The sequence below is a fragment of the Actinosynnema sp. CA-299493 genome (genome assembly GCF_050946825.1).
Classification (GTDB): Bacteria; Actinomycetota; Actinomycetes; order Mycobacteriales; family Pseudonocardiaceae; genus Actinosynnema.
On record NZ_CP191993.1, the window covers coordinates 6,949,572 to 6,965,721 of the forward strand.

Below are 16,150 nucleotides of genomic sequence, written 5' to 3' on the forward strand. Positions count from 1 at the left end.
CAGCCCCTCTCAAGCCCATCCCGGAGCCGGCACCCCAGGCCGACTCCGAGGTGGCGCCCGCGGTGGTGGAGGAGAAGTCGGCGAACCGAGTCGTCTGCTCCACCACGGGCGAGGCAGCGGCACTCCCCCGACCGCTGCCTCGCCCCACCGCACCGCCCGGGCACGCTCCGGTGTGGACGATCGCCGACGCGGTCTTCCCGACGTGCCAGGTGTTCCCGGGAATCGACAGGACGTCGGTTCGGCAAGCCGAAACGACTCGTGAGGAACCAGGTTCGCCCCTGGCGCGCCGTGAACGCGCCGCGTCACCACCACGCCGCCGTACCGGATTCGGGCACACCCACCGCGGCGGTCGTCCCGACCCGGCCCGCGGACCGGCCCAGCGGCGAACCAGGTCGTCGCGGGCACGCCACCCGATCCCGGACCCCTGCCCGCGTCGACACGGCCGTGACAGGCGATCTGAAAGGCGGGCTCGACATGTCCGGAGAGGTACGCTCGCGTGGTCGATGCCCCGGGCGAACGCGAGGGTCACACGATCGGAGTACGTTGGCATAACAACGTTACGCAAAGAATAACGGTGTTGTGCAACACTGTTGACGTGAGTCCTCGCAAGCTGGATCCGGAAACGCGCGCCACGCTCGTCGACATCGCGGCGCGACTCCTGGCCGAGCACGGCGCCGAGGCGCTGTCGACCAGGAAGATCGCCGCCGAGGCCGGCACGTCGACCATGGCCGTCTACACCCACTTCGGCAGTATGAGCGGCCTGGTCCGGGAGATGGTGAACGAGGGCTTCGCCCGACTGGAGCGCCAGTTCTCCGCGGTGCTCCGGACCGACGACCCGGTGGCGGACATGGCGGTGCTCGGCTACGCCTACCGCCAGAACGCCAAGGCGAACTCCCACCTGTACGCGGTGATGTTCGGCGGGCAGTCGCTGGCCGGGTTCTCCCTCACCGACGAGGACCGCCAGTACGGGCGGTACACGCTGCTGACGGTCGTCGACTGCGCCACCCGCTGCATCGAGGCCGGCCGGTTCCGCGACAACGACCCGCTGCTGATCGCGCACGAGATGTGGATCGCGACGCACGGCCTGGTCAACCTCGAACTCGGCGGCTACCTGATCGACCCGGTCGACGCCGACCGCTGCTACGACACGATCCTGCACAGCCTGCTCGTCGGCGTCGGCGACGACGCCAAGTCGGTCGCGGCGTCGATGGTGGCGTCGAAGAAGCGCCGGGCGCACGAGGTCGAGGCCGACCTGGACCCCGCGGAACCGGTCACCACCCGACGCTGAGCACGCGCCGCCCGGCTCGCCACCCACCCGGCTCGCCACCCACCCGGCTCGCCACCCGTCCGGCTCCCCCGCCGACCCCGGCCCCGACTCGTCCCCTTCGACTCACGGGACCCGTCGTGGGCCGTTCGCCGCGCCGGCTCCCGGAAACGACGCGAGCGCGGGGGCAGGGGCCGTGTCACAGCCCTGCCCCCGCGCTCGCGAGTTGTCGATCCGCGGTCGGCTACGCCTTGTACCGGGTGCCGTTCCACCAGTTGTCATTGGGCCCGTGCGAGTCCTCGACGTTGTAGGTGTCCTTGAAGCGCCACCAGTCCCACGGGTGCTCGAGCTGGTCCTCCTGCCGCCCCAGGTGGGTGATGTCCAAGTAGTTGTAGAAGCTCTTGAAGATGTCCCCACCGCGGTCGAAGATCGAGTAGGTGAAGAACACCTCGTCACCGTCGCGGTAGAACGAGCTGACACCCGGCGACTCGCCCTTGTCGGTGGAGACCTCGTAGTCGTAGTTGAAGTCGCTGCCGAAGGACGAGTACCAGGGGAGGTTCCAGCCCATGCGCTCCTTGAACGGCGCGAAGTCCGCCATCGGCGCCCGGGAAATCATGACGAAAGTGGTGTCGCGGGCCCACATGTGCGAGAGCTCGCCGACGCTGTCCGCCTGCATGGAGCAGCCGATGCAGCCCTCGGTGGCGCCCGGGCTGAACATGTAGTGCCTGACAATGAGTTGGCGGCGGCCCTCGAACAGGTCGAGCAGCGAGAGCCGGCTACCGTTCGGGCCTTCGAAGGTGTAATTCTTCTCGACCTTCACCATCGGCAACCGGCGACGCTCCTCCGCGATCATGTCGCGGGCGCGCGTAACTTCTTTCTCCTTTTCCAGAAGCGCTTTGCGCGCTTCCAACCACTCTTGCCTCGAAACAACTTTCAGCTGGGTCATCGAATCTCCTCAGGATTTTCGGGGGAACGACTCCACCGATACCCGGCACGGCGGATGTCGAGTGGTGCCACTCGCTTCGGCCGGGAACCATCCCTCGTCAGGATATGTCGATTTCAGGCGACGAAACTTCTTCCAGATTGACATCTTGACAGCACCGAGCGAACCTGGACACGGTGCGTGATCGCGGTGTCGCGTGCGATCACGAAGGTCGCGTACGAGTGACCTGGCGGCGTCGACAGCCCGGTGACGTGACCGTGCGCCCCGGCGGAGCGGCGGCGGGGACTGTCCAGCATGAGCGCCCGAGGAGCGGCGCGCATCCGCGTTCGTGCTCATCTCCGGCAAGCCGGAAGAATCCACCGGCCGATCCTTGACGGACAATGCCGACGCCGCCGAGGCGTCCGCATTCGATCGTCCAAAAGCGACCGGGAACGACCCGACCGGCCACCGGTAAATGTAGCGGAAGACCTGTCACGTCACCCGGACAGCGCACGCGGCAAGTCGCCGGTAAGTCAGTAGCTAAATGCAACCTCCAGGGTGCACCGAGTCGGCTCCAGACGCCGCGAAACGCCACTCGAACCGCGCTGACCTGCAAGAATGCCCACCGGATGAGGTCGACGACGACGGCCGGGCCGGACCGAAGACCGCATCGGCAAATGCTCGTGCACGTGCACCGTCCGGTGAGCAAGCCTGAAGTAGCTACGCTCGTGAACCCTCTGCAACTCTTTTCACGTTCGCTTGTCCGGTGACGGGTCACCTGAGCTGGGGGGACGAGGTTGAGTGCACTGCGCGCCTCACGGCGCAATTATCCCGGGATCGTCGGGCGTCGGTTCACCGCAGATGACGCCTATGCGATCGCACGTGAACCCGTCGGAATGGGATTCGTCGCCGGTCGTGACGGGCGGGCGGTGACCCGGACGCCGCGGCCCGGGAATAAGTCGCGGGAAGAGTTTCCAATCCCCGTGGCACACCGGGACACCGGTCGTGGCACGTGGTTCGTCGGCGAGTCCGACGCCGAGCGCGTCGCCGACCTGATCGACAAGTGCCCGGAACGCCGGGAAGAGGAGCCGCACGTGGGTGCGGCGCCGACCGGCGCGACAGGCACGGCCGCCCCGTTCACCGGGGATGTGCGCACCGCGCCGGCGGCTGCCGACAGCGCGGCGCTCGTGTTCGAGACGTGGCGGCGACGCATCGCCGAGCAAGTCATCCACCAGGAAGGAGTCAGCTTGTGACCTCCACAGCCAGTTGGCTGCGCAGGCAACTACCCGGCGTCTTGGCACTCGTGCTCGTCGCGGCCACGTTCTTGGTGGCCCGGCTGCCGGAGGTGTCGGCCGAGGACCGGCAGGAAGTCGCGGCCCAGTTCGGCTTCCAGCCCGAGTCCATCGCCCTGCCCGGCGGCTACACGCAGCAGACCATCCGCGAGGTGAACCAGCGCTACCAGCACATCAACGCCTGGATCTCCTCGGTCGGTTCCGCGGTCGCGATCAACGACCTCGACGGCGACGGCCTCGCCAACGACCTGTGCTTCGTCGACGTGCGCATCGACCAGGTGGTCGTCACGCCGGCGCCGGAGTCGGGCAAGACGCCGCGCTACGAGCCGTTCGCCCTGTCGTCCGGCTCGCTGCCGATGAACGACGTGATGGCGCCGATGGGCTGCGTGCCCGGCGACTTCAACGAGGACGGCCGGATCGACCTGCTCATCTACATGTGGGGCCGCACGCCGATCCTGCACCTGGCCCAGGCCGACGCGAAGGGCATGGACGAGGACACCTACGAGGCGACCGAGCTGGTGCCCGGCAAGTCGTCCGGCACCTACGACGGCCCGGAGTGGAACTCGAACTCCGCGACCGTCGCGGACTTCGACGGTGACGGCCACGCCGACATCTTCATCGGCAACTACTTCCCGCACGGCCCGGTGCTGGACCCGTCCAAGAACACGGGCGTCTGGATGAACGACTCGATGTCCGCCGGTTTCAACGGCGGCGAGGACTACATCTTCCTCTCGAAGGACGCCTCGGGCGCCACCCCGACGTGGGACATGTCCGACCCGTTCCCGTTGGAGGTCTCCCGCGGGTGGGCCCTCGCGTCCAGCTCCACCGACGTGAACCACGACCTGCTGCCCGAGCTGTACGTCGGCAACGACTTCGGCCCGGACCGCCTGCTCTTCAACATGTCCACGCCGGGCAACCTGAAGTTCGAGGTCGTCGAGGGCTCGAAGGGCCCGATGGAGCCGAAGTCCAAGAACGTCGGCATCGACTCCTTCAAGGGCATGGGCGTCGACTTCGGCGACCTGAACGGCGACCAGGTGTTCGACATGTACGTCAGCAACATCACCGCGTCGTTCGGCATCGAGGAATCGCACTTCGCCTTCATGAGCGAGGAGAGCAACCTGAACCGGGTCACCTCCAGCCTCGAGGACGGCGAGGCGATCTGGGAGGACGAGAGCGCGCCGCTCAACCTGGCCTGGTCCGGCTGGGGCTGGGACGTGAAGCTGTCCGACCTCGACAACAACTCCGAGCTGGAGGTCCTCCAGGCCACCGGCTTCGTGAAGGGCGACGTGAACCGCTGGCCCCAGCTGCAGGAGCTGGCCACGGCCAACGACACGCTGCTGGACGACCCGATGTGGTGGCCGATCGTCGGCCCCGGCGACGACGTGGGTGGCAACCACCACTTCCACTTCTTCGCCAAGAACAAGGAGGGGTTCTACAGCGACCTGTCGGGCGACCTCGGCATGGCCGCCCAGATCCCGTCCCGCGGCATCGCGACCGGTGACGTCGACGGCGACGGCAAGCTGGACATGGCCATCTCCCGGCAGTGGTCCGACCCGGTCCTCTTCCACAACGACGGCGGCTCCGCCAACGGCTTCCTCGGACTGCGCCTGACGCACGACGACGAGCAGACCGCGGGCGCGTTCCCCGGCGCGGGCTCACCGGTCATCGGCGCCCAGGTCACGATCACCTCGTCGTCCGGCAAGAAGCAGATCAACCGCGTCGACGGCGGCAGCGGCCACTCGGGCAAGCGCAGCCACGAGGTCCACTTCGGACTCGGCACCGACAACGGGCCGGTCCAAGCGCACATCAAGTGGCGCGACCGGGACGGCGAGATCCACGAGCAGGACATGACACTGAACCCGGGTTGGCACGACATCCAGCTCGGCGACCAGGCCAAGGAGAAGTGACGGAAATGGCCGAGACCAAGACGGTGGCGGCAAGCCCACCGCGCCACGACCCCAAGGTCATCAAGGCGCTGCGCAACTTCGCGATCTCGATCAGCGTCTTCAACATCATCGGTTACACGATCCTCGGGTTCGAGCAGGCGTGGCTGTGGCCGTTCATCGCCATCGCCACCGCCTACACCGTCGAGATCGGGCTGGAGTGGATCGGCGCCCGGCAGGAGGGGCGCGCCCCGCGCTACGCCAGCGGCGGCATCAAGGGCATGGTGGAGTTCCTCTACCCGGCGCACATCACCGCGCTCGCGGTGAACATGCTGACCTACGTCAACGACCAGATCTGGGTGATGATCTTCGGTGTGGTCGTGGCGGTCGGCGCCAAGTGGGTCCTGCGGGCGCCCGTGAAGGGCCGCCTGCGGCACTACATGAACCCGTCGAACTTCGGCATCGCGGTCATCCTGCTCGTCTTCCCCTGGGCGTCGGTCGCGCCGCCGTACCACTTCAGCGAGCACGTCGGCACCTTCTTCGACTACCTGATCCCGGCCATCATCCTCATCGCGGGCACCATGCTGAACGGCATGCTGACCGGCCGGTTGTGGTTGATCCTGGCCTGGCTGGTCGGCTTCGCGCTGCAGGCCATCATCCGCGGCATCCTCCTGGACACCTCCATCCAGTCGGGCCTGGGCATGATGACGGGCATCGCGTTCGTGCTCTACACCAACTACATGGTGACGGACCCCGGCACGTCACCGTCCAAACCGGCCGCGCAGATCGCGTTCGGCGGCGGTGTGGCCGCAGTGTACGGCGTCCTGATGGGCATGAGCGTCGTGTACGGCCTGTTCTTCGCCACGGCGATCGTCTGCCTGATCCGCGGCGGCTTCCACTGGACGGTCCACTTCATCGAGAAGAACCGCCTCCAGGTCGAGAAGCAGAAGGAGGCGGCGGCGGCACAGCAGGTGCTGGTCGAACCGTCCCTCGTGGACCCGGCCCTCAACGGCGCGCCGAAGCAGGGCGCGGTCGTCACCACCTGACCGCGCACGGCTCGCACGACAACCGCGCAGACGAGACCGCACGGCAGCCCGCCACCGCACCGGTGGCGGGCTGTCGGCGTGTTCGGGTGGGATCGTCCACTTCGCGCTCCGTAGTGGAGCGGTGGCACGCTGTGCCGGCATTCGGCGGCACTCGGCGATGGACGGCGGCACCGGACCGGAAAGGCGCGCGGGTCCCCCGGAACAGGCGATTCGCAGTGCGTAGCCGCACAGTCGCGCGGTGTGCTCACATTCGGGTCGCACTGGGCTCTGACGGCCCCGTAGCGGGGCTGGAGCGGCACGGCCGGGGTGAGGTGGGCGGTTCGGGCATGGGGGGCGTCAGGCGGGGCGATCGGACGTTCGGCGCCCCAGGGTCCGCGCCGGATTCGCGAAAACCGCCGTCGCTTCGGCATTCGAGTACGGCGTGCCGTAGGGAAGTCTGCCCTTTCGGGCACCCGGCCGGACCGCGGTTCGGGCGCGCGGGGGTTTTCGGTGCGCGGCGTTCGGACGCACGAGCCCCGGCGAGTGGCGTTCAAACGCACGGGGTTCCAGCGTGCGGCGTTCGGACGCACGAGGTTCCGGCGCATAGCGTTCGGACGCACGAGCTCCGGCGCGCGGTGTTCAAGCGCGCGGGTTTCCGGCACGCGATGTTCGGACGCACGGGTTCCGGCGGGCGGTATTCAAGCGCGCGAAGTTTCCGGCGCACGGGGGTTCGGACGCACGGGCTTCGGCACCCGCTTTCAGCCGCACGGGCTCCGACGGGCGATGTTCGGGCACACGGGGTTTCCAGCGTGCGGCGTTCGGACGCAAGAGGTTCCGGCGCGCGGCGTTCGGACGCACGAGGTTCCGGCAGGCGGCGTTCGGAGGCACGGCGTTCAGGCGCACGGGTTCGGGCCCACGGGTTCGGGCGCGCAGTGCGGAGGACCCGCCGTCCGGCCGGGACGGCGGGTCCTCCGAGTGGTCTGGCCGGTCGTCAGCTCGCCGCGCCGGCGTCCAAGGCGACGGTGCGGATGTACGGCAGTGCGAGCAGCACCGGCGGGTCCAGCGTGCCGATCGGGCGCAGGCTCAGGTCGACGTCCTTGACCTGGGCGCCCGCCCGCACCGGCACCGGGCCGTACGACGCCACGTTGAGCGCCTGGTCCTGTCCGAACGGCCCGTCGCCGACCATCGATCCGCGCCCCAGTGCGACGGAGTGGGCCAGCAGGTGCCAGGTGCCGGGCGGCACGTTGGTCAGCACGTACGGTCCCGGCCGGTGGAGCATGGTGCAGCGGACCGGCTTGCCCTGCGGGATCCGGTCCGGGAACAGGCCCAGGAAGATGATGCCCGGGGCACCCCCCAGAGGTGCGTAGATCTCCCCCTGCACGGTCGACGTGCGTGCGTCGGGGCTCCGCCGGGTCAGCGGGATCGGTGGAGTCAGTCCCCCCAGTTGGCGATACGTCGACGGCGACACCCCGACACTGCTCCGGAACCGCGAGCTGAACGTGCCGACACTCGTGTAGCCGACCCGATGGCTGATATCGGTTACGGCCAACGTGGTGCACACCAGCAGCCGTTTGGCCTCCTGCAGCCTGATCGCGGCCAAAAATCGGCCGGGCGAGACACCGGTAACCCGCTGAAAAGCCCGGGAGAAGTGGAACTTGCTGTACATGGCGGTCCGGGCCATGTCATCTATGGTGAACTGCTCACCCAGATTCTGGTGCATGAAGTCGATGACACGGCCCACTGCCCGCTCTATTACGTCCTCCACTACGACCCCCATTCGCAGATGTAATGAAAGCTGAAACATGCCCCGACCCGCCGGCCGACCCATCGCACGCTGATGAACTGGCGCATCGTCGCGACCCAGCTCCCAATGAAACCCTCCGGTACCCCCAGTACCCCCGATTTTTGCAAGCTACCAGGGGCCCAACAGCCTGCGCAAGGAGCGCAGACGCCGTTAACCGGCCCATCCCATGATCGTCATTCACCCCGTTCCGATGATCTTGTGAACGTTCCTCGGCTCTATTTCCGGTGACCATGGAACAGATTCTCGGCCACCAACGGAGGTTATTGATGCGCCTTTCGGGTGATGTTGCCGCGCTCCTGCTCCGCAGCCCGGTCATCGCCTGTGACGGCCGGCACCGGACGACCGCCGGAGCGCCGGTGGTCATATCAGAGGACCACCGGGGCCCGTTTTCAGCCGGTATACGGCAATCACGAAGATGCGCCGCCAACCGTCCGCGGGGGACACTGGATCCTCACCACGCCACACCGCCGAGGGCTATTACCGACGGCACCGACCCCCGGTCCGCGGGCGCCACCCGGTCATTTTTCACGAACAATGGCCGACCGCGCCGACGCGACCGGCCGGGTCGAGCGTCCGCCCACTCCGGACCGGGAAACCACCGGCGCGACGCGCGCGCCGGCACGTCGTCGGGCGGCCGTCAGGCGGTCGTCGGGCGCGGATCCCGACGACGTGCGAGCCGCGGCGGCGCGGCGTCCGGCACGTCGGGCTCAGGGCATTCCCAAGCGCGGCAAGGCGGATCGAGCCCGCACAGGCACCACACAGGACGGAACGGATCGGGCGCACGCCGGAGATCGCCGCGTCGCCGGACGGCACGCGGACGCACACCGGACGCACCGTCCGGTGTGGACGCACACCCCGCGCGCCCGGCGGCGTGGAGCCCGCGGGGCGGCGCGGAGCCCGCGCGGATGGGCCGGTACCAACCCATCCGCGCGGGAGGCGGTCGCTCAGTCCAGGGAGGACGCGCGGGCCGCCCGCGCGTTCCGCTCGAGCGGGCTGGGGGTCCCACTGACGAGTCGGAACACGGCATCGGCGCGGAGTCCGGTCACCGCGGGATCGCCCGGCGGCGCGGCCTGACAGGTCGCGACCACCGGCACCCCCCGGATCTCGGTCCGCGATCGACGTCTTGGCCCCACAAGCTAACGGACGTTGGTCCTAAAAAGCAACCAACCAATGTGGTTCCCGTATCAACCTTGGCTAGACTGGGAGACCGTGGCGACCAGGCGGAGGTACGACGACGGGTGCGCGGTGGCCCACGCGCTCGACCTCGTCGGCGAGCGATGGGCCCTGCTGGTCGTCCGCGAGCTGCTGTTCGGGCCGAAGAGGTTCACCGACCTCCGGATCGGACTGCCGGGCGCGAGCCCCAACGTGCTGTCGCAGCGCCTGCGCGAGCTGGACGAGGCGGGCGTCCTGCACCGCCGGCGGCTCCCCCCGCCCGCCTCCGCGTGGGTGTACGAGCTGACCCCGTGGGGCCACAAGCTCGAACCGGTCGTGTTCGCACTGGGCAAGTGGGGTGCGCAGGCGTCGGGCCCCCGCGCCGGCAGGCCGATCAGCGTGGACTCGATGATGCTCGCGATGCGGACGTTGTACGACCCGGCGCTGACCCGCGGGCTGGTCGCCGACGTGGTGGTGGAACTGGGCGAGGACGGGTTCCGCGCCACCGCCACGCCCGACGGCCTGCGGCTGACCCGGGAACCGGTCGACCGGCCGGACGCGGTGATCCGCACGGACACCACGACGCTCAGCGGCATCGTCTCGGGGCAGCGCACGCTGACCGAGGCCCTCGACTCCGGGGACCTGGTGGTGGCCGGCGACGACGCCGTGGCGACGCGGTTCCTCACGTTGTTCTCCCGCGAGCGCCTGGCGTAGCGCCCGTCCTGCCGATCCCGGGCGCCACACCACTACGGAATACCGCTCCGATCGAAATCGTTATCATTCCACGCGACCGAGCCGAATGGCCGCCGGAAATCAGCGACTCCGCGCCCGTAGCACACGACCGGTCGTCCGCGCTTCTTCAGGATTGCTCTCTTCCCGCCCGTCCGGGTCGACCCGGCATTCCGGGACCGCAAGCCGGAAGAGGAAAAGCGCATCGGACCGCTATACAGTCGACCTGCGGGTTCCCGCGCGGTCACCAGGGGTGACCACCCTACCCACGCGTGGCCCCGGTGACCTTCTCCGTGATTGCGCAGTCCGCATCCAGGCGTTCTTGGCGCGCCTGATTACCGATATCGTCGCTGGTCACGGGAATCGATCGGATCGAGACCGGCGCAGCAGGAGGAAACCCATGGTAGACACTCACGCCCATATCCACTCGACGGGCGGTCCGCTGAACACAGTCAGGCACAAGCCGGCGCTCTACGTCTTCGCCCTGATCGTGCTCGCGCACTGGGCGGAGCACATCACCCAGGCCGTGCAGATCTACGCGCTGGGCTGGCCCGTGCCCCAGGCCAAGGGCGTGCTCGGCGTGTGGTTCCCCTGGCTGGTCACGTCCGAGGTCATGCACTACGGCTACGCGCTGATCATGCTCGTGTTCCTCTTCGCACTGCGCAAGGGGTTCGTCGGCCGCTCGAAGACGTGGTGGACGGTCGCGCTCGGCCTGCAGTTCTGGCACCACATCGAGCACCTGCTGCTGATCATCCAGGCGTCGGCCGGGACGAACCTGCTCGGCAAGCCGGCGCCGACGAGCATCATCCAGCTGATCATCCCCCGGGTGGAGCTGCACCTGTTCTACAACACCGTGGTGTTCATCCCGATGGTCATCGCGATGGTGCTGCACATGCGGCCCTCCGCCGAGGAACGCGCGCAGATGCACTGCTCGTGCGCGGTCGGCGCGTCGGCCTGATCGCATGCACAACCACGGCGCCGTCGGCCTGCCGCTCGGCTTCACCCTCCTCCGGCTGATCCTGCTCGGCGCGGTGACCGTGGTCGCCGGCTGGGCCCTGGTCCGGCCGTTCGTGCCCGCCGCGTCGGGGTTGTCGACCCGTCGGGTGGTCACCGGGTCCGCCGGTATCGGCGGCGTCGTGGTCCTGCTCATCGCGGAAGCGTCGTGGCTGCCGCCGTTGGCGGCGGTGGCCTTGATCGGGCTGCTCGCCGCGCCCCCCGCGACCCGCGTCGAACGACCGGTCCTCGGCCGGCTCGTGGTGGCGGTCGCCGTCCTGGCGACGGTGGCCGCCGGCACGTGGTTCACCGGGCCGCCGTCGTCGTTCGCCTACATCACGTTGATGGCGGCGTTCGTCGGGGTGTCCTGGCTCGTGCTGTGCCCGCCGACGGCGGTGGTGCGCGTCGTCGGCGCGGCGCTCGGCGTGACCTTGTTGGCCGGCCTCGGCCAGGTCACCATCGCCGGGCAGCTCGTCACCCCGGCCACCGGGGACCCGTTGCTGACCCGGGTGGCCCTCGGCGACGGCACGGTCGACGTGCTCGTGGTGCCGCACATGCCCGGTTGGAACATCGTGCAGACCACCGACACCCCGCTGTCGGTCGGCAACGCGCCCAACGCCCTGGCGCCCGTGCTCCCGCGTGACGGGACGACGGGCCGGTGGGCGCTGGTCTGGCTGCCGGAGGGGCGCAGCGACCTCTGGCTGGACCGGTCGGGCGCCAGGACGACGGTCCCGGTGAACACCGGCTCCGTGGCGTGGACCGGCCCGGACATCCGCGGCCCGGAAGGTCCGGACTACGCGTCCGCGGTGTTGGCGGCGAAGCTGACCGGCAAGCGCGGCGACCTGCCCTGGCCCGGGCTGACCGACGCCGACGCGGCGGCGTTGCGCGCGGAGGTCGCGTCGATCGGCGGGCCGTTCGCCGTCGTGGCGGACGGGTCGCGACGCGCGACCGAGGCGACGGAGGTCGTGCGCGAGGAGGCCGCGCGCCTGGGCTTCGCGGTCACGCCCGGTTCGCCGGACGTCCTGGTGCTCGGCGGCGCCCCGCCACCGGACACGCGGCGCCGCCTCGCGCCGTGGCTGGCACCGCCGGACCTGACGACCCCCGAGGCGGACCGGTACGCGCGGACGCTGTCGGCCGCCTTCCCCGGCGCCACTCCGTCCCGTTCCGGCCTCGCCGCCTGGTCCGGCTGACCCTTCCCCGGCAGCCGCTACCGGGGTTCGTCGCCGCCGAACTCGACCGCGCCGAACACCTCGTGCAGGCTCGCGTAGTCGGTCGGCGGTATCGCCCGCAACGCCTGGACCGCGGTCGGGTCGCCCTTGCGGATCGCCGCGTCGAGCAGGTCGTCCTTGCTCGCCGGGAAGTCGACGTCGGTCAGGCAGCTCTCCAGGTGGTCACGGGTCAGTGTCCCGGCCATGGCTCCTCCAGCCCTCTCCCCTGTTCTCTCGCCTGCCGGTGCGGTACCCCGGACAGCCGCGGGTAAGCGCGGTTCGGCCGGACGTCCCGGGGTATTCCACCCGGGCAAGCGCCTCATCCCCCAGGAGCATGGAGGAGGACCTGCCCATGCACCGCGAGAGCGACAAGCACGGCCCGATCAAGGATGACGAGCTCAAGCACGAGCTGGAAGGCACGTTGCGCGGCAACCGCCCGAGCCGGGCCGAGGAGTGGCGCGATCCCGAGCCACCCGCCGACGACGACGTGACCGTGCCCGGCATCGACGAACCCCGGTAGCCGCGACCCGGCACTCCACTTCGGACGGTCCCTCGGGTGGACCGTCCGAAGTGCCTTGTTCATTGTTGCTCGATCCGCCGACGGGGCCGTCGGGGCGTTGACCGCGGGCGGGGGCGTCATTAGCGTCGATCCCGTGACAGCCGAACGCATCGCTCCCGTCGTCCCGACCGATGACCTCGCCGGCGCGGTCGAGCGGTGGTCCGCGTTGCTCGGCGTGCCGCCGACGTTCGTGGACGGCGACCGCTGGGCGCAGTTCGACGTGGCGGGCGGGCGCTTGGCCCTGTCCGGCGCGGACCGCGTGCACGACGGTCCGGCGATGCTGGTGAAGGTGCCCGACCTGGAGGAGGCGCGGACCCGCGCGCAGTCCCTCGGGTTCCGGGTCGGCGACATCACCACCGGCCCGCACGAGCGGCGCTGCGTCGCCGTCGGCCCCGACGGGTACGCGGCGATCCTGCACAGCCCGCTGGGCTGAACCACCCCCGCGGCTCAGCGCGGTGGTCCGATGAGCGAGCGGTGACGCCGCCGCGGCAGGTCCGGCCCCCGACCCGCACGCACGCCGGCGCGAGCGGGTCGGGGGCCGGGGATCAGGAGACGGCGCCGACCGTCAGCAGCAGGTTCGCGTAGTGCCGGCCGTCACCGGTCGCCACGCACACCGCCAGCTCCGGCGCGCGGCAGGCCGCGTAGAAGTCCTGCCGTGCCAGCGGTTGCAGCGGCAGGTCCGGGCCGAGCACCCGCTCGTAGTCGGCCCACGCCGCCGGCGTGCCCAGGTCGTCCGGCCTCATGGTGTGCACGGCCTCCACCGGGATCGCCGACAGCACCGGCGCCAGCACCTCGTCGACCGAGACGAGGCCGGGGCGCAGGTTGAGGTGGATCAGCTCGGCCCGGTGGTGGACGTTGGTCCGGTGCGCGTAGTTGGCGTCCGCGATCAGGACCTTCGACCCGTGGCCGGCCGTGGCCAGGGCGTGCAGCAGCGGCGGGTGGAGCAAGGGGTAGTGCAGCACTTTTCGGTCACTCCAGGATGAACGTGGCGTCGGCGCGCGCGACGGCGTCGGGCGCGGTGGTCAGGTTGACGGTCGTGCCGTTGTGGCGGAGGTACTCACCGGGGAAGTTGGCCGACTCGAACGACACCGCGGCGCCCGAAGCCAGGCCGGCCCGGCGGTGGAACGACGCGTCGGCGCGGAACACGGCGCTGCCGTCGTTGCGCTCGACCCACAGCTCGTGGTTGCGGTGCCGCAGGTAGTAGCCGGGGAAGTTGGTCGACTCCAGCGACACCGTGCCGCCGCCGCCGAGACCGGTGACGATCCGGAACTGCGAGTCGGCCAGCGGGTTGGTGTCGGCCTCGACGCGGGCCCGGTACTCCCAGTGCCGGACGAACCGGTCCGGGTAGTTGTACGACTTGAGCCGCACGGGCGTGACGCCGTCGGCCACCGGGATGCCGAAGTTCGGCGTGCCGTCGGAGTTCCAGTAGACCTTCTGCACGCGGGTGCGGCGGTTCGGGTCGCGCAGCGGGTCGCCGGAGATGTCGCGGTAGTTGCGGTCGTGGTAGACGAGGATGTCGCTCTGCCCGTCCTCGGAGACGGTGAACGAGTTGTGCCCCGGACCGTACTGGCCGGTCGCGGCGTTGGAGGCGAACACCGGGTTCGCGCCCTTCGTCCACGACGACGGGTTGAGCAGGTCCGCCGACGCCGACGCGGTCAGCAGGCCGAGGCAGTAGTTCGCGTCGGTGGCGCTGGCCGAGTAGGTCAGGAAGACCCGGCCGTTGCGCTGGATCACCGTCGGCCCCTCGGCGACCTTCACGCCGCCGCGCGTCTCCCATGCCAAGGTCGGCACGGTCAACCGGGCGACCGATCCGGTGACCTGCCACGGGTTGGCGCCCATCCGGGCGAGGTAGAGGTTCGAGTTGGTGGCGATGCCGGGCTCGGACTGCGCCCAGGTCAGGTAGCGCGTGCCGTTGACCACGAAGGTCGACATGTCCAGGGAGAAGGTGTCCCACGGGACGTTGACCTTGCCCCGCTCGGTCCACGTGCCGGTCAGCGGGTTGGCGCTGCCGTTCTCCAGCACGTAGGGCCGGATGCGCCAGATGTCGTCGGTCCGGCCGGCGGCGAAGTAGACGTACCACTTGCCGTTGATGAAGTGGATCTCCGGCGCCCAGATGTGCGCGCCCATCTCACCCGACGAGTGCTTGCGCCAGATCACCGACTCCGGGGCGCTCGCCAGGCCCTGGATCGTGGTCGCGCGGCGCAGGACGATCCGGTCGTACTCCGGCGCGGTCGCGGTGAAGTAGTAGTAGCCGTCGGTGTGCTTGAAGATGTGCGGGTCGGCCCGTTGGTTCGCCAGGGGGTTCGTGTGCTGCGTGGCCGGCGAGGCCTGCGCGGCGGGCGTCACCACCAGCCCCGCGAGCGCGGTCACGGCCGCCACCGCGACCACCGCCAGCCTGCGGGCTGTCCACCGGGGAACGGCACTGTTCATCGGTTCCACTCCATCGTGGCGTCGGGATGCGGCGCTGTTAACGCTAACAGCGCAGGTCACGCGCCTCAATACCCCATTACGAGACGATTGAGGTCCGAGGGCCGGCAAGTCGCGCCCCGCCTCACATTCCCCCACCATAGAGGCTGGTTATCGGCATGATTCACCGCCAGCACTGGTGTTAGCGATAACATTGCGCTACCTTCGCCGACAACGCGGGCACCGACTTGCCGGGTGGGCGGACGCGACTCTCCCCCCGTCCACCCACCCGGCCACCACCTCAGATCCACTGTGGACCGGCGGTCACCCCGTCACACCGCCCACGATCCGCCGCAGCCGCGCCGCGCGCGCGGCCGGCGTCCTCGCTTTCATGAGCTGGAGGAGCAACGCGTACCGCCGCGTCCGGTCGAGGCGCTCGAACCGGTCCCGCGCGCGGTCGTCGCCCGCCAGCGCCCCGGCCAGGTCGGGCGGCACGGTGGCGTCGCGCTGCCGCTGGTAGGCCGCGTCCCACCGGCCGTCGGCCCTGGCGGCCTCGATCGCGGCGAAGCCGCCCTCCCGCACCCGCCCGGCGGCGACGAGCGCCTCGACCTTCCCGACGTTGACGCGCGACCACGAGCTGCCCCGTCGGCGCGGCGAGTACCGCTGGAGGTAGTGGTCGGCGTCGAGCCCCTTGCGGTGGCTGTCGATCCACCCGTGGCACAAGGCGACGTCGAGCGCCTCGGCGATGGTGACCGACGGCAGGCCCGACCCCTTCTTGGCGATCCTGAGCCAGACGCCGCCGCTCGTGCCGTGGTGCTCGGCCAGCCACGACTCCCAGCCGGCGGCGTCGGCGAAGTCGAGGGTCGGGGTGTCGGTGAGCGCGTCCATGCCCCCATCGTGCGGGGTGAAGTGC

Annotated in this window: 15 protein-coding genes; 9 read left to right on the forward strand and 6 right to left on the reverse strand. The window is 69.8% G+C overall.

What is annotated here, in order from left to right:
• Positions 1-595: 595 nt before the first annotated feature.
• Positions 596-1,288 carry a TetR/AcrR family transcriptional regulator gene (locus tag ACQPYE_RS29090; RefSeq protein ID WP_498715912.1) on the forward strand — a complete coding sequence of 231 codons (693 nt, stop codon included), beginning with the start codon at positions 596-598 and terminating at the stop codon, positions 1,286-1,288.
• 220 nt (positions 1,289-1,508) lie between these two features.
• Here ACQPYE_RS29090 and ACQPYE_RS29095 read toward each other — a convergent pair whose 3' ends face one another.
• Positions 1,509-2,210 (reverse strand): DUF899 domain-containing protein, encoded by a 702-nt coding sequence (locus ACQPYE_RS29095; RefSeq protein WP_498715914.1) that lies wholly within the window; start codon positions 2,208-2,210, stop codon positions 1,509-1,511.
• Between the two features lie 773 nt (positions 2,211-2,983).
• On the opposite strand from ACQPYE_RS29095, the gene ACQPYE_RS29100 reads away from it, so the two are divergent.
• Genes ACQPYE_RS29100 through ACQPYE_RS29110 form a run of 3 tightly spaced genes read left to right on the forward strand, consistent with a single transcriptional unit; the run spans position 2,984 to position 6,407 of the window.
• On the forward strand, positions 2,984-3,439 hold the full coding sequence (locus tag ACQPYE_RS29100; RefSeq protein WP_498715915.1) for a hypothetical protein: 456 nt from the start codon (positions 2,984-2,986) through the stop codon (positions 3,437-3,439).
• Positions 3,436-5,385, forward strand: coding sequence for a CRTAC1 family protein (locus ACQPYE_RS29105; protein WP_498715917.1), 1,950 nt, complete (start codon positions 3,436-3,438; stop codon positions 5,383-5,385). The genes ACQPYE_RS29100 and ACQPYE_RS29105 overlap by 4 nt, the downstream gene beginning before the upstream one ends.
• 5 nt (positions 5,386-5,390) lie before the next feature.
• The gene (locus tag ACQPYE_RS29110) at positions 5,391-6,407 is read left to right on the forward strand and encodes an enediyne biosynthesis protein (protein WP_498715919.1); all 1,017 of its coding nucleotides are present in this window, start codon (positions 5,391-5,393) and stop codon (positions 6,405-6,407) included.
• A gap of 970 nt (positions 6,408-7,377) precedes the next feature.
• Here the strand turns inward: ACQPYE_RS29110 and ACQPYE_RS29115 are convergent.
• On the reverse strand, positions 7,378-8,151 hold the full coding sequence (locus ACQPYE_RS29115) for a helix-turn-helix domain-containing protein (RefSeq protein ID WP_498723007.1): 774 nt from the start codon (positions 8,149-8,151) through the stop codon (positions 7,378-7,380).
• Between the two features lie 1,248 nt (positions 8,152-9,399).
• Between ACQPYE_RS29115 and ACQPYE_RS29120 the strand changes: the two genes are divergently transcribed.
• The 3 genes from ACQPYE_RS29120 (at position 9,400) to ACQPYE_RS29130 (ending at position 12,254) form a co-directional block, all read left to right on the forward strand.
• A complete protein-coding gene (locus ACQPYE_RS29120) occupies positions 9,400-10,056 on the forward strand; it encodes a winged helix-turn-helix transcriptional regulator (RefSeq protein ID WP_498715921.1) in 657 nt (218 codons plus the stop codon).
• 415 nt (positions 10,057-10,471) lie between these two features.
• On the forward strand, positions 10,472-11,029 hold the full coding sequence (locus ACQPYE_RS29125) for a hypothetical protein (RefSeq protein WP_498715922.1): 558 nt from the start codon (positions 10,472-10,474) through the stop codon (positions 11,027-11,029).
• 4 nt (positions 11,030-11,033) lie between these two features.
• Positions 11,034-12,254 (forward strand): DUF6239 family natural product biosynthesis protein, encoded by a 1,221-nt coding sequence (locus ACQPYE_RS29130; RefSeq protein WP_498715924.1) that lies wholly within the window; start codon positions 11,034-11,036, stop codon positions 12,252-12,254.
• A 17-nt stretch (positions 12,255-12,271) separates the two neighbouring features.
• On the opposite strand, the gene ACQPYE_RS29135 is transcribed toward ACQPYE_RS29130, so the two are convergent.
• Positions 12,272-12,478, reverse strand: a complete 207-nt coding sequence (locus ACQPYE_RS29135) for a DUF2795 domain-containing protein (RefSeq protein WP_498715925.1) — start codon at positions 12,476-12,478, stop codon at positions 12,272-12,274.
• A 128-nt stretch (positions 12,479-12,606) separates the two neighbouring features.
• Between ACQPYE_RS29135 and ACQPYE_RS29140 the strand changes: the two genes are divergently transcribed.
• Both ACQPYE_RS29140 and ACQPYE_RS29145 read left to right on the forward strand, forming a co-directional pair.
• Positions 12,607-12,792 carry a hypothetical protein gene (locus ACQPYE_RS29140; protein WP_498723105.1) on the forward strand — a complete coding sequence of 62 codons (186 nt, stop codon included), beginning with the start codon at positions 12,607-12,609 and terminating at the stop codon, positions 12,790-12,792.
• Positions 12,793-12,925: 133 nt separating this feature from the next.
• Positions 12,926-13,264 (forward strand): VOC family protein, encoded by a 339-nt coding sequence (locus ACQPYE_RS29145; protein WP_498715927.1) that lies wholly within the window; start codon positions 12,926-12,928, stop codon positions 13,262-13,264.
• Positions 13,265-13,376: 112 nt separating this feature from the next.
• Here the strand turns inward: ACQPYE_RS29145 and ACQPYE_RS29150 are convergent, their stop codons facing one another.
• The 3 genes from ACQPYE_RS29150 to ACQPYE_RS29160 all read right to left on the reverse strand — a co-directional run bounded on the left by ACQPYE_RS29150 (position 13,377) and on the right by ACQPYE_RS29160 (position 16,125).
• Positions 13,377-13,793 carry an RbsD/FucU domain-containing protein gene (locus ACQPYE_RS29150; RefSeq protein ID WP_498715929.1) on the reverse strand — a complete coding sequence of 139 codons (417 nt, stop codon included), beginning with the start codon at positions 13,791-13,793 and terminating at the stop codon, positions 13,377-13,379.
• Positions 13,794-13,800: 7 nt separating this feature from the next.
• The gene (locus ACQPYE_RS29155) at positions 13,801-15,261 is read right to left on the reverse strand and encodes a family 43 glycosylhydrolase (RefSeq protein WP_498715931.1); all 1,461 of its coding nucleotides are present in this window, start codon (positions 15,259-15,261) and stop codon (positions 13,801-13,803) included.
• Between the two features lie 300 nt (positions 15,262-15,561).
• A complete protein-coding gene (locus ACQPYE_RS29160) occupies positions 15,562-16,125 on the reverse strand; it encodes a YdeI/OmpD-associated family protein (protein WP_498715933.1) in 564 nt (187 codons plus the stop codon).
• Positions 16,126-16,150 lie beyond the last annotated feature (25 nt).

Excerpts from the sequence above, each read along its gene's own strand:
- ACQPYE_RS29095 (WP_498715914.1), bottom strand. The coding sequence starts at position 2,210 with ATGACCCAGCTGAAAGTTGTTTCGAGGCAAGAGTGGTTGGAAGCGCGC.
- ACQPYE_RS29110 (WP_498715919.1), top strand. The coding sequence starts at position 5,391 with ATGGCCGAGACCAAGACGGTGGCGGCAAGCCCACCGCGCCACGACCCC.
- ACQPYE_RS29125 (WP_498715922.1), top strand. The coding sequence starts at position 10,472 with ATGGTAGACACTCACGCCCATATCCACTCGACGGGCGGTCCGCTGAAC.
- ACQPYE_RS29130 (WP_498715924.1), top strand. The coding sequence starts at position 11,034 with ATGCACAACCACGGCGCCGTCGGCCTGCCGCTCGGCTTCACCCTCCTC.
- ACQPYE_RS29135 (WP_498715925.1), bottom strand. The coding sequence starts at position 12,478 with ATGGCCGGGACACTGACCCGTGACCACCTGGAGAGCTGCCTGACCGAC.
- ACQPYE_RS29140 (WP_498723105.1), top strand. The coding sequence starts at position 12,607 with ATGGAGGAGGACCTGCCCATGCACCGCGAGAGCGACAAGCACGGCCCG.
- ACQPYE_RS29155 (WP_498715931.1), bottom strand. The coding sequence starts at position 15,261 with ATGAACAGTGCCGTTCCCCGGTGGACAGCCCGCAGGCTGGCGGTGGTC.
- ACQPYE_RS29160 (WP_498715933.1), bottom strand. The coding sequence starts at position 16,125 with ATGGACGCGCTCACCGACACCCCGACCCTCGACTTCGCCGACGCCGCC.